The organism is Flavobacterium sp. (genome assembly GCF_025352015.1).
Taxonomy (GTDB): Bacteria; Bacteroidota; Bacteroidia; order Flavobacteriales; family Flavobacteriaceae; genus Flavobacterium.
This window is the reverse complement of the sequence record NZ_JANXUG010000113.1, coordinates 1-10,410: the sequence shown is the minus strand read 5'-3', so window position 1 is coordinate 10,410 and position 10,410 is coordinate 1. Positions and strand designations below refer to the sequence as shown.

Annotated in this window: 17 protein-coding genes; 4 read left to right on the top strand and 13 right to left on the bottom strand. The window is 31.8% G+C overall.

The genetic code is table 11. The features are described from left to right. Positions 1–362: 362 nt before the first annotated feature. On the top strand, positions 363–1,502 hold the full coding sequence (locus Q0Q96_RS11780; protein WP_293875650.1) for a reverse transcriptase family protein: 1,140 nt from the start codon (positions 363–365) through the stop codon (positions 1,500–1,502). Between the two features lie 134 nt (positions 1,503–1,636). Here Q0Q96_RS11780 and Q0Q96_RS11775 read toward each other — a convergent pair whose 3' ends face one another. From Q0Q96_RS11775 to Q0Q96_RS11740, 8 genes are all read right to left on the bottom strand, one after another. After that, entirely contained in the window at positions 1,637–2,275 is a 639-nt protein-coding gene (locus Q0Q96_RS11775; protein WP_293875648.1) for an SEC-C domain-containing protein, read from the bottom strand. Continuing rightward, positions 2,272–3,285, bottom strand: a complete 1,014-nt coding sequence (locus tag Q0Q96_RS11770; protein ID WP_293875646.1) for an adenylate/guanylate cyclase domain-containing protein — start codon at positions 3,283–3,285, stop codon at positions 2,272–2,274. The genes Q0Q96_RS11775 and Q0Q96_RS11770 overlap by 4 nt, the downstream gene beginning before the upstream one ends. A 1-nt stretch (position 3,286) precedes the next feature. Then, the gene (locus tag Q0Q96_RS11765; RefSeq protein ID WP_293875644.1) at positions 3,287–3,787 is read right to left on the bottom strand and encodes a Pycsar system effector family protein; all 501 of its coding nucleotides are present in this window, start codon (positions 3,785–3,787) and stop codon (positions 3,287–3,289) included. Between the two features lie 63 nt (positions 3,788–3,850). Then, positions 3,851–4,015 (bottom strand): hypothetical protein, encoded by a 165-nt coding sequence (locus tag Q0Q96_RS11760; RefSeq protein WP_293875642.1) that lies wholly within the window; start codon positions 4,013–4,015, stop codon positions 3,851–3,853. Between the two features lie 78 nt (positions 4,016–4,093). Further along, positions 4,094–4,267, bottom strand: a complete 174-nt coding sequence (locus Q0Q96_RS11755; RefSeq protein WP_293875640.1) for a hypothetical protein — start codon at positions 4,265–4,267, stop codon at positions 4,094–4,096. A gap of 185 nt (positions 4,268–4,452) precedes the next feature. After that, complete coding sequence (locus tag Q0Q96_RS11750; protein ID WP_293875638.1) at positions 4,453–4,800, bottom strand: hypothetical protein; 348 nt, start codon at positions 4,798–4,800, stop codon at positions 4,453–4,455. Beyond that, positions 4,797–5,594 (bottom strand): type II toxin-antitoxin system antitoxin SocA domain-containing protein, encoded by a 798-nt coding sequence (locus Q0Q96_RS11745; RefSeq protein ID WP_293875636.1) that lies wholly within the window; start codon positions 5,592–5,594, stop codon positions 4,797–4,799. Before Q0Q96_RS11745 ends, Q0Q96_RS11750 begins: the two co-directional genes overlap by 4 nt. Positions 5,595–6,004: 410 nt before the next feature. Then, positions 6,005–6,301, bottom strand: coding sequence for a hypothetical protein (locus Q0Q96_RS11740; protein WP_293875634.1), 297 nt, complete (start codon positions 6,299–6,301; stop codon positions 6,005–6,007). A gap of 55 nt (positions 6,302–6,356) precedes the next feature. Here Q0Q96_RS11740 and Q0Q96_RS11735 point away from each other — a divergent pair, with 55 nt between their 5' ends. Then, positions 6,357–6,533 carry a hypothetical protein gene (locus Q0Q96_RS11735; protein WP_293875632.1) on the top strand — a complete coding sequence of 59 codons (177 nt, stop codon included), beginning with the start codon at positions 6,357–6,359 and terminating at the stop codon, positions 6,531–6,533. A 22-nt stretch (positions 6,534–6,555) separates the two neighbouring features. Here Q0Q96_RS11735 and Q0Q96_RS11730 read toward each other — a convergent pair whose 3' ends face one another. Beyond that, positions 6,556–6,687 carry a hypothetical protein gene (locus tag Q0Q96_RS11730; RefSeq protein WP_293875630.1) on the bottom strand — a complete coding sequence of 44 codons (132 nt, stop codon included), beginning with the start codon at positions 6,685–6,687 and terminating at the stop codon, positions 6,556–6,558. A 427-nt stretch (positions 6,688–7,114) separates the two neighbouring features. Here Q0Q96_RS11730 and Q0Q96_RS11725 point away from each other — a divergent pair, with 427 nt between their 5' ends. Then, complete coding sequence (locus tag Q0Q96_RS11725) at positions 7,115–7,537, top strand: hypothetical protein (RefSeq protein ID WP_293875628.1); 423 nt, start codon at positions 7,115–7,117, stop codon at positions 7,535–7,537. Positions 7,538–7,722: 185 nt separating this feature from the next. Here Q0Q96_RS11725 and Q0Q96_RS11720 read toward each other — a convergent pair whose 3' ends face one another. The 4 genes from Q0Q96_RS11720 to Q0Q96_RS11705 form a co-directional block, all read right to left on the bottom strand. Beyond that, a complete protein-coding gene (locus Q0Q96_RS11720) occupies positions 7,723–7,965 on the bottom strand; it encodes a hypothetical protein (RefSeq protein ID WP_293875626.1) in 243 nt (80 codons plus the stop codon). After that, entirely contained in the window at positions 7,955–8,218 is a 264-nt protein-coding gene (locus Q0Q96_RS11715; protein ID WP_229941372.1) for a hypothetical protein, read from the bottom strand. The genes Q0Q96_RS11720 and Q0Q96_RS11715 overlap by 11 nt, the downstream gene beginning before the upstream one ends. Before the next feature lie 12 nt (positions 8,219–8,230). After that, entirely contained in the window at positions 8,231–8,683 is a 453-nt protein-coding gene (locus Q0Q96_RS11710) for a DUF5675 family protein (RefSeq protein WP_293875617.1), read from the bottom strand. Between the two features lie 68 nt (positions 8,684–8,751). Then, complete coding sequence (locus Q0Q96_RS11705) at positions 8,752–9,555, bottom strand: hypothetical protein (RefSeq protein WP_293875615.1); 804 nt, start codon at positions 9,553–9,555, stop codon at positions 8,752–8,754. A gap of 97 nt (positions 9,556–9,652) precedes the next feature. Here Q0Q96_RS11705 and Q0Q96_RS11700 point away from each other — a divergent pair, with 97 nt between their 5' ends. Further along, entirely contained in the window at positions 9,653–10,144 is a 492-nt protein-coding gene (locus Q0Q96_RS11700; RefSeq protein WP_293875613.1) for a thermonuclease family protein, read from the top strand. The last annotated feature ends 266 nt before the right edge of the window (positions 10,145–10,410 follow it).

Here is a 10,410-nt window from a genome sequence, read left to right as displayed (position 1 = left end):
TGCTTAATTTTTTCATCCAGTAGTGTATTGTTGCTCTTGAAATGTTATACTTCTTGGATGCGAAGTTAGCAGAAATTTGACCATTATTGATTTGGTCAATGACAAAAAGTTTGTGTTGGAAAGTTACTTTTTGATAGCCTTTTTTTCGGCTGGCTTGATTTGTTGATGTTTCCATAGAATACTAAAAGTGTTTAATTTTTAGTCAACCTATTTTAGGACGATGCAGTTTTCTCGGTGTAGTTCATCGAGAACTAATAAAGCTACTTAATAGCACGCTTAACATTACTCTTAATGACTAATTTTGAAAATAAAATTAGTCATTAATACTATTCTTTAACATTCAAGAAAGAGTAACATTAATTATGTCATTTCCATTTGAGCAATTTATTATTCAAGCTAAAGAGCAAAATAAATCACCTGAATTTATTGATGCTTGTTTGGCTTATGGTAAGAATTTACAAGAAAAAGAGTTGCCAGTAATTTTCTCATTAGAACATTTGGCAATGCAAATAGGCATTCAGTCAAGTTATCTCAGAAACTTAATTGGAGACGATAATAGGAATATTATTTATCACAACGAATATAAATATCAACGTTATAATTACTTCAAATTAAAAAAACGAGACGGCAAATTCAGGGAAATAATGTCGCCTTCTAAAGATTTAAAATACATTCAAAAATGGATTTTAGTAAATATAATAAGTAAATATCCTTTGTCTGAAAGTTGTAAAGGATTTAGAAAAAATATTTCCATTGCACATAATGCTAAAGTTCATGAAAATTCAGAGGTAATTTTAAAAGTAGATTTATTAAAATTCTACGATACTATAACAGAAAAAAGAGTGTACGGTCTTTTTAAATCATTGGGTTATGTAAGTAACTTGGCTTATTCATTTGCTAAAATTACAACAGCAAAACACAGATATAGTTATTGGGATGATTTTGATGAAAACTCAAAAGAAATTTTAAAAGATTTAATTGAAAATAGACCAGCTATCCTGCCACAAGGAGCACCAACAAGTCCTATGATTTCAAATATTCTAGCCACTAAAATGGATTATAGGTTTGAAGCTTTAGCAAGAAAACTAAATTTCAATTATTCGAGATACGCAGATGATTTAACTTTTTCAATCAAGAAAGAAGGTAAATTACCATCATTAAAATTAATAACAACAATTATTGCAAATGAGGGTTTTTTTATAAATACAAAGAAAACCAAATACATGAAAAAAGGATGTAAACAATATGTTACAGGACTAACAACATCAAACGGTGTAAATGTGTCAAAAGAGTATAGAAAAGAGATTTCAGAACACATATACTATTGCAGAAAATTTGGTGTAAATGGTCATTTAGAAAGAAGATTAAATGAATTCCCTAAATACAATAACATAAAATTTCACAATTGGTTATATGGTCACATGTGTTTTATAAAATCAATAAATGAAAAAGCCAGTAAAAAAATGTTAAAGAATTTTAATAAAATCAACTGGTACATATAAAAAAACAGATAAACATATTTTCATTTAAAAGCTAAATTGAATATATTATCTAAAAAATAAAAAAAGCATTTTCTAACAGCTTGAACTCGCAATTTCATTGCTTTAAAAATAAAATCAATAATTTTTAATAAAAATTAAAGTTTAAAATTTTTCAAATCTTCCAGTAGTCTTTCACGACCAAAAGCAATAATTTTTTCAACAATAGGTAAATGACAATGCTTGTATTTTTTTTGGTTGCAAATACAAATATCATTTCTTTTAGGGAGTTTATTGGTAGTAATGTAGGTTAGTAATTGAATAATAAAATTAGCATCTGTAAGTCCTAAATCATTTTTATAAAAATCTTTAATTCCTTCAAACTGATGAGGATAATCTCCATTAGCATAATTTCCAGTATTTAGTTTATAAGTGTGATTTGTAAAGAAAGGATATATTTTGTTCTGATAAAAGGGAATAAGATCAATGCCCTTGTTTTGAAGTAAAATCAATTTATGTGTAATATCAAGACAACATTCGCCTTTTTCTGATATATGCCAATCATCTTCTCGTTTTATTTTCTCTGAAACCTCATGAACTAATGGAATTATATTGGGATAACCTTTCTTGAGTAGTAAAATACTAACCTCGTAACTATCCCAATAAATTCCGTTTAAATCAACAATGTCAAGTATACCTTGAAGCTTTATATAATTTAAATTATCATTTTCAATTATTGAAAATTTTGGATATTTTTCAATGAATTTTTCAATATCTTTTTCAATCTTTAATCTCATTTTTCAAAATACGGCTTACTTAATTCTGCAATAGGTCTTAAATTTTCAGGATTTAAAAATTGACTGGGTGTAGTCACTCTAAAATCTAATTTCCCATTTTGATCAAAAATCACATTGGGTTGTTGCTTCAAAAACTTATCCCAATTAAAGTCATACTGTGTATAATAAAATCCTTCTTCTGGATTTCTATAAATATACCGGTCATTTTCATTTTCTGTTCTTTTGGACAAAACCGTGAAATAGTCTTCACTATTAGCCAATAATTTCTTTACATTGTCTCCTGCAACAATGCCACATTTATTAGCATTAGCTTGCATTTTACTTGCTAAACTAGTATGCAAGCTACAGGTTGTAACTTCACTTATGCCATCAATCCCACAAGAACCCCAAAGCACATCTTCTTTATCTCCTAAATCTATTCCACTTCTAACTGAAATGTTTTCAACACCTTGAGACAAAAAGTATTCTTTTAAATCATTTTGCACAAAATAACTATAAGTGCTTAAAGAAAGTAGAGCATTTTTGACTGCCAATGCTTTAGAAATACTTTTTCCACCGAAATAGATAAATAAACCATCGCCTTGAATTCGTTGGACATAACCGCCATGTATTAAGGCAGTATGAATGTTTGCCTTAACCAATGTATTAGTAATCAAAAACACAGCTTCTTTACTAAATTTTTTAAACATATTAGTACTTCCTGCGATATCAACAAAGCAAGAAATTATGTAATGCTCTTCTGTGTTATCGGTGGCTTTTAAATGCCCAAAATCAGGATGTAAACCCAAATCTTGATTATAATTTACTTTACCTAGTCCTGCAACCTCAGAATAATATCTTAAACTTGGAGCAAGTTCTTTTCGCGATATTTTATTATTGATACTAGAGAAAGTTAATTTTGAACTATCACTTAAATTACCTGCTCCTACCAAACCTTTTGGAAAAATTCCATTTTGGTCAGCTCTAACCGCTTCTTTGATTACATCAAAATAATCCGAATATATATTCATTTTATATAGTATTATTAAAAATTAGTATTGCTACAAATACTAAAACTATAACCTGGAATAGCATCGAATAGCCAGTCCATTTCAGTATTGTAAATTTTTTTTTCAAACCTTTGGACAAAAAATAGACTTGCTCTCTTAAATCCTTTAAATCTTCTTTTTCGTCACTGCTTTTACTTTTTTCTTTATATTCCTCTATACTATTTTGAGCTATAGTTCCAAAATAATATAAGGAAGATGATTTATAATCTAAAAAGGGTACACTGGCATAAATTAATACTGCAATGGTTATTAATCCAATTAATACTTCAGAAATAGTAAAAAAGTCAAACAATGGTTTATAGTTTGTAATTTTATTTGCAATGGTCAAATAGGTACCTACTAAACCACTAAGTAAAAAAGTGTTAATAGCAATATAAACTGCCAATTTGTTATTGATAGTATCAAAATAATGGTCAAACCTATTGACATTAAATTCCAGTCTTTCTTTTTCTGATTTATTCATTTTACTCATTTTAGAAAATTTAATTAAAAACCGAGCTTCATTTTTAAAGCCCGGTTTTTTAAACTATTTCAATGCCTTAGCAACCAAAGAAACTGCAATAAACAGAGTAGCAGCAATGACAATGGCATTGACTACTTCGGCTACTTCATCATAAACTGTAACACAGTTTTCTTTGAAGCAAACAGTTGCTTTTGGGCTTGGTTGAAATCTTTTGGTAATGTTACTCATAAGAAATCTATTTTTGGTTAAACAATAGAATAGCACCAGTAAATGGTGCTAAACTCCTAATTACTCTCCGTAAAGAAATTATTTTTCTTTACGAACTCCTTTAAACGGAGTTCCATCTTGCTTAACATCCATAAAACGACCTGTGTTAGTATCGCGTTTAACGTACTGTTCGGTTTTTGGATTATAAGTCTGACTTCTTTCCTTAACAGCACCAATACGGTGACCATCTCCAGGTGTACCATTTTTCGCCATGGTTTTCAGATTTAGAGCAATCAAACAATTTAATACTGAGGTGTTTGATTAAAAACCCAAGGAATAATTAGGTAATAAATAGAATTCTATTACTTTTGCAGATGAAATCAACATCCTACCACAGATTTAATTTCAACTGACCGAAGCACTATTCCATTAGCTTCGGTTATTTTTTTCCCCCATTACTACTTAAAATACTGAGTAATTCTGTCTCTATCTTCATTCTCTTTATCATTTTTATGATAGATTTCAATAAAAACGATCCTGTTCTCTTCTTTAAAATATGCATAGACTAATCGTAAACCTGAATTAACACCTCTACCTTTTAATGACTTACAAGCTATTTTCTTTACTTTTATGATACAGCTTTCCAATCCTAAATTGTCAATTCTAAAACTGAAAGGCGGTCTGTCTTCTGGTAAAATTTCCAAAACTTTCTTAACAACCTCCAAGTCATCCTTCAAAGTCTTATATTTTTTCAAAAGCCCTTTAAAATCTTTATTGTAGGGATCTATTTCTTCAAATACAATCATAATTCAATATCTTCTTCATAATTCCTTACAGAAAATGGAGGTTCTCTGTAAAAAGCCAATTCATAATTAATTTCTTCTCCATCTTTTGATGCCATCCAAGGAACGTCTTTATGTGAATAATTACTAACAGCAGAAGCTGACCAATCGCTCATTTGTTCAATTACTCTGTCAATTACTTCTTTTTCACTGGCAAGCAAATCAGTTAAATCCGCTTTTTCCAATGGCAAATAACGAGTTTGTGGAAATCCATGATACTCTGTTTTAAAACGTTGTATTTGGTTGTTCTCTATCATGTTATTTACAATAGTATCTATATTTTGCGGAACAGGACCATAAGGCAATTTTCTGTAATTAGTTCCAGTAAGATGTTCTTCGTACAATTCATAATAATTAAAATCCGAGAAATACAATAACTTATATAAAACAGTTTCTCCAACATTCGGTTTTCCCGCACATCGTTCCAAAATATACAGTAAGATATTTTTAAATTTTCCAATTTTTAGTGACGGGACGGATATCCTTTCTTTACTACTCTTTTCTTTTTCTACTTCTGAAAAATCAACGGTTTCAGATGAAAAATCCTCAGACATAAAGTCATCAAGTGAAAAGCCAAGTACTTGAGCAAACTTTTGTAGCTCCATAATATTCAAACTTCTTTTGCCTAACTCTATTTGAGTTAAAGATGGTCTGGATATTCCAACCATTTTTGCCAAGTCTTCTTGAGAAAATTGTTTTCTCTTTCTTAGCTCAACAACTCGTTGTCCTACTAAAACTTGTGATATTTGAAATTTCATAGTATTGAAATATTAATTAGTTGTTGCAAATATACACAATGTTTTAATATAAAACAAATAAATGTTAGATTTTAAAACAAAATGATAATGAATTAAAATATAACTATCACTTTTAAATGAAAGTCAAACGTTTTACATTTCAGTTGCCACTCCTTTGCCAACGCTCCAAAAAAAATTACTGGCACAGTTTTTATTAAAAACACGTACGCTTCGCAACTTGCGTCAGTAATTTTTTTCCCCAAGCTGTGTTACATAATTGAGTATTATAGTTCATCACAAAGCGAGTTTATTGTTTTTTTTGTTTTTGCAATGAAGCTATAATATCATTTATGTAAAACAGCCGCTCCTGCCAACGCGCTTGCCAGTGGCTCCAGGACAACATTTTTTGCAGCTTCCATCGCATCACCCAGCTACAAAAAACACCGTCCTTCGCCACTGTCTTTAACAACGTTCGCCATTTCATCGGAAACTTTTCGGTTATAATTGCTCTCAAGAACGTTCACGCTAACTGTTTTTAGCAACTTTACGCATAAATCGGTAGTATTTGCATTGCTTTTGTAAGTTCTAAAAATGGCTTTGAATTTCAGTAATTTGCCTATGGTAAAGCCATTTTTAGAACCCACAAAACCAAAATCCCCAGCAAGAGTATCATTTTTTATTTGCCAGAAAACCCCAAGTAATTGCTCCAGCGGAAAAGCCGGTGCCATACCGTTCCTAATAAAATGTTTCTAAAGATTGAAGCATTATCTTTCTTTCAAATCTATGGCATCAACTTTTCCACAAAAGCAATCAGAAACATCGCAGTCAGCAAATAAAAAAATGATACACTTGCACGCGCTACTGCACCGTCGCACTCGGCAAGAGTTTGCAATGTTTTTTGAAGATGCTTCACATTTTCAACACAACATTCCAATTAAATTGAAACTTCTCATTTCATAAGACGATTAAGCATCCTCAAAAATCAAATCCAAGAAAGAGTATAAAATTCTTTGGCCGGATGAAAAGCATTTTTATTTTTTGATTTGGTTTTTTCATCCATCCAAAGAATTTGATACCCTTTCCGAAGACGACCATCTTTCAAATCAACTCTCATTACTTCCGATTAAATCCGATTAAACAAGAACGTTTTGATTGGATATTCAAAACAAAAAATAAAAAAAAAGAGAGCAAAGGTAAGTTCTAGGTATTCAGAAAAAAAAGTTCAAGCCCTACGGGTTTTAAAAAAAATCTCCACCCATGCCGTTTCGCAACAAAACCTACTTCCGATTTCACACTCATACTTCCGAAGATATATCGGGTAGTATTTTTTTTAAAAAGCTTTTTTTTCTGAAACCTTCCACTTAAACGGACGGCTTTCTTTTTTTCTTTTTTTTCTTTTGAAATGATAATTCTTCGCTTCCAATTAAAAATAAAATTTGGCGAAAAAAATTTTATAGGTCGAGCGTAGCGAGGCACACCTGCATTTCAAGAGAAAATTCGCAGAAAATTGAAACTCTAATCAATTTTTAAAGCCGAATGTTATGCCGAATTTCATCATCAAAACCCACCGAGTTGGAACGATTTACTCAAAACCTCATTTATTCCTACTTAACAAAGGAATGAACAGCGGAAAGCCACAAAAAGAGCCATTTACGAACAGTTTTGTTATCATTTTTCAAAACGAGGAGGACTGCGAAAGTCTTTTTTTTATTGCTTATAGTTTATGGCAAACAAAATTCTGGCACCAGCATTTAGTTGGTTCAGTAATTCCATTTTTACGCCTTAACGATTTCAAAAAAAAATTCAATCCACAAGCCAATCTAATGATGGTAGAACACGAGCAGCACCAAAAAAATGTTGCAGCTCTCAAACTTTTGGAGAAAAAAGAAAAGCAATACAAAGAGGATATGATGCTTATAAATGACCTTCGCAGAGCCATTTTATACCGTTACCATAGAAAATAAATCAATCCTGGTCCAACTGGACTAGGATTGTTTGCTCCTCATTCCCAAGCAAAGGAATACATAAGTGCAATACGATTGCACCACTTAAATAAAACGGAGAAAAGCGAAGCATTTGCCATTTACTGACTACTATAAACAAAAGAAGCCCCGAAAAACGGAGCTTCTAAAGTCATTTTGTTATTTTTTTATTCCTTTGTTTCTGGCTGTTCTTCTGATTTTACAGCAGTTTGAGAAACTACGGAAATTATACTACCGCCAAGAACCAAATATCCAGCTGCCGAAACTAATCCGACAGGCAAAGCAACAGGCGAAGCAATGATTACACCGCCAACAGAAGCCAGAGCAATTCCAACTGTGCGAAGTATTTTAAACCATTTTGGAGTAGGGGCTAATGCTCTATCTACCACATTCAAATTTTTATTTTTCATAATCTTGATTTTTTAAGATTGTTAGTTCAATATTATTCACTCTTTTTTCTAAATATTCTACTTTTTGGTTCAGTAAGTCGTTACCACTTTTGAACTCGGTTTTGATGATTAAAGCCATCGTTTTTACTTCAACCAAATCTTTTTCCATACTCTTAAAATCGGTGTGTAATTGCTTGATAAAATAAGCCACAATCGAGAGTAGTAAGGTGATGAGTGTTCCAAAAAGTGTTGCTATAATGTTGATGTTTTCCATTTTTTGGATTTTTTAAAATTGAAAATTATTTTCAATTACAATTCTGTTATTTGGTTCTGTAGCTAGTGCAACCAATTTTGGATAAACCATTTTGTAAGCTGCAACACTTTGAGAAACTTGGTAATTTCCATCAACAAACCCAAACCCAAAACCACAAAGCGGACAACCGGCAGTATCTTTTATGGTATTTCCGGTATGGATATAAACAAAGCTAAAGTTGGGTAAACCTGAAATCTCAATCATTCCTTCGTGCAGCTTTCCAAATGCTTTTTTGTAATCCACATTTTTAGCTCCGTGAGTGTTCAATTTCAAACTAAAAACACCTTTTGGTATAGCAGTTTGAGAAGGAATTTTCAATTCTCTAATTTTATCCTCCAACAAATAACATTGAAAGATACCGTTAATGTATAACTGGCTCAATGTACTTTCTTTGCCCTGTGCTACTCTTATTATTTTGCTTTCCATAGTCTTGATAGATTTGAGATTAAACAAAAAATCCCTCACTTTTGGCGAGGGATTTTCGGAAGGTTTTTCTAAAAAGCATCCTCTACTTTCAAGCAGTTACCACTGGCAAACAAGTAGTAATTTCCACCAACTTGCTGGTAGAACTCAATTCCGATACATTGCAATACTGAAGTATTTACAGATGGAATTGCTCCACCAGGTAAAGTTGCAGATATTGTTGTGTTGGGAACAATTCCATACAAATCTAAAAACCCAGAATATTGAATGTCATTAACTTCATTCAAAACTGCATCCATTGGCTCGTAACTATTAGTAGTAACATTGTACTCAAAATCACTTACAACAGTCAAGGCATTAATCAATCTAAAATGAGTTGCACCAGAAGGAGCATTAACCAAATTAGCAGGGTTAAAGGTTGGAATTACCAAATCGGCTGTTTCTCTATCAACTCCTTGAGTTAATGAAAAAGGTGCATTAAAAATACCATTAAAAGAAATATTTTTGTCAAACTCAAATCCTTTAAGATAATTTCTTTGTGAAGTAATTTCAATTTTTCTGTAACCTCTAGCTTCGGTTTGATCTTCCAAATTGATTTTTTTCATAATTGAAGTTAAACGCCCAGTAACTTGACTGTCTGACATTTGTTTCATCAATTGAGATAAACCAGTACGAACCGATTTACCAGCTTTAGCGCTTGCGCCAAACTCATTCATATTTTCCCGAGTTCTCTCGAATTCAGGAGCCGTTTTTACTTGGTCACCAGTTGGTCCACCGACCATACCTGCAAAGTAACCTTCTTGTCCTTTAATTTTGAAGTGTCGAACATCACCAAGAGTTCCTACATACTTCAAAACGCCTTTCTGTCTTGCCATCTTTTAAAGATTTAAGTTGTTAATAATTAGATTAAATTCATAAGACAAATTTCAATCATTATCTTTGAATATCAATAACTTAAAATACTGTAAATCAATGCAATACAACGCAAAAGCACCGTACATAGTGGAAACCCATTGGCAAATTGAAGAAGTCCTAGACGGCGATAGCATCATCATTTGCAATCGTTTCACTCAAATGAAAAAAGAAATCCGTCTTTATGGTTTAGATGCACCAGAAGTAAAGTTAAACAGGAAGATGAAAGAGGACGAAGAGAAAAGTAGTTTACCAGCTCAATTACTGCTCCAATTTGGTTTGCAATCCTTGCACTTCGTTTTGTCGGTTGCACCGCCTAAAACGTTTGTAACTATCGTTACAGAACAGGAGAATTATTATGACTACTGGAACAGGCAATTGGGATATGTGATCTTGCCAAGTGGCGAGTGTTTAAATGATTTGCTTTTGCAAAATGGATATGCAAAAGCAACCCACAATTATTATTGTGGACGATTAGCGGAATACCAAACTATGAACCGACAAGCGCAGCTTAAAAGTGTTGGCATATATCGCTTTGTAAAAAGTTTTTGATTTGTTGTACTTATGTCGTACTAAATGATTTTTGAATTTCGTTAGCACCAATAAAATATATACTTCACAGGTGTAATAAGACTAAACCGCTGTTATAAGAAGCCCTTACTACTTGCGTCAACACTTTCCTCAAACTGTGGTCAACAGAATCCTTTCTGCGGTTAATTATTTCTTTATGCTGAAACATTTTTTTTTCAGTAATAAATTTCAACTCTTTATAAATTTTCTAATCAATTCCATTATCACTATTCCTTTTGATAACTTCT

Bases quoted from the DNA above. Each gene is read 5' to 3' on its own strand.
- Q0Q96_RS11735 (WP_293875632.1), top strand. From the start codon at position 6,357: ATGGCATCAACTTTTCCACAAAAGCAATCAGAAACATCGCAGTCAGCA.
- Q0Q96_RS11775 (WP_293875648.1), bottom strand. From the start codon at position 2,275: ATGAGATTAAAGATTGAAAAAGATATTGAAAAATTCATTGAAAAATAT.
- Q0Q96_RS11740 (WP_293875634.1), bottom strand. From the start codon at position 6,301: ATGGCACCGGCTTTTCCGCTGGAGCAATTACTTGGGGTTTTCTGGCAA.
- Q0Q96_RS11765 (WP_293875644.1), bottom strand. From the start codon at position 3,787: ATGAATAAATCAGAAAAAGAAAGACTGGAATTTAATGTCAATAGGTTT.
- Q0Q96_RS11700 (WP_293875613.1), top strand. From the start codon at position 9,653: ATGCAATACAACGCAAAAGCACCGTACATAGTGGAAACCCATTGGCAA.
- Q0Q96_RS11760 (WP_293875642.1), bottom strand. From the start codon at position 4,015: ATGAGTAACATTACCAAAAGATTTCAACCAAGCCCAAAAGCAACTGTT.
- Q0Q96_RS11705 (WP_293875615.1), bottom strand. From the start codon at position 9,555: ATGGCAAGACAGAAAGGCGTTTTGAAGTATGTAGGAACTCTTGGTGAT.
- Q0Q96_RS11770 (WP_293875646.1), bottom strand. From the start codon at position 3,285: ATGAATATATATTCGGATTATTTTGATGTAATCAAAGAAGCGGTTAGA.
- Q0Q96_RS11720 (WP_293875626.1), bottom strand. From the start codon at position 7,965: ATGAAAAATAAAAATTTGAATGTGGTAGATAGAGCATTAGCCCCTACT.
- Q0Q96_RS11725 (WP_293875628.1), top strand. From the start codon at position 7,115: ATGCCGAATTTCATCATCAAAACCCACCGAGTTGGAACGATTTACTCA.
- Q0Q96_RS11750 (WP_293875638.1), bottom strand. From the start codon at position 4,800: ATGATTGTATTTGAAGAAATAGATCCCTACAATAAAGATTTTAAAGGG.
- Q0Q96_RS11715 (WP_229941372.1), bottom strand. From the start codon at position 8,218: ATGGAAAACATCAACATTATAGCAACACTTTTTGGAACACTCATCACC.
- Q0Q96_RS11730 (WP_293875630.1), bottom strand. From the start codon at position 6,687: ATGAGAGTTGATTTGAAAGATGGTCGTCTTCGGAAAGGGTATCAAATT.
- Q0Q96_RS11755 (WP_293875640.1), bottom strand. From the start codon at position 4,267: ATGGCGAAAAATGGTACACCTGGAGATGGTCACCGTATTGGTGCTGTT.
- Q0Q96_RS11780 (WP_293875650.1), top strand. From the start codon at position 363: ATGTCATTTCCATTTGAGCAATTTATTATTCAAGCTAAAGAGCAAAAT.
- Q0Q96_RS11710 (WP_293875617.1), bottom strand. From the start codon at position 8,683: ATGGAAAGCAAAATAATAAGAGTAGCACAGGGCAAAGAAAGTACATTG.
- Q0Q96_RS11745 (WP_293875636.1), bottom strand. From the start codon at position 5,594: ATGAAATTTCAAATATCACAAGTTTTAGTAGGACAACGAGTTGTTGAG.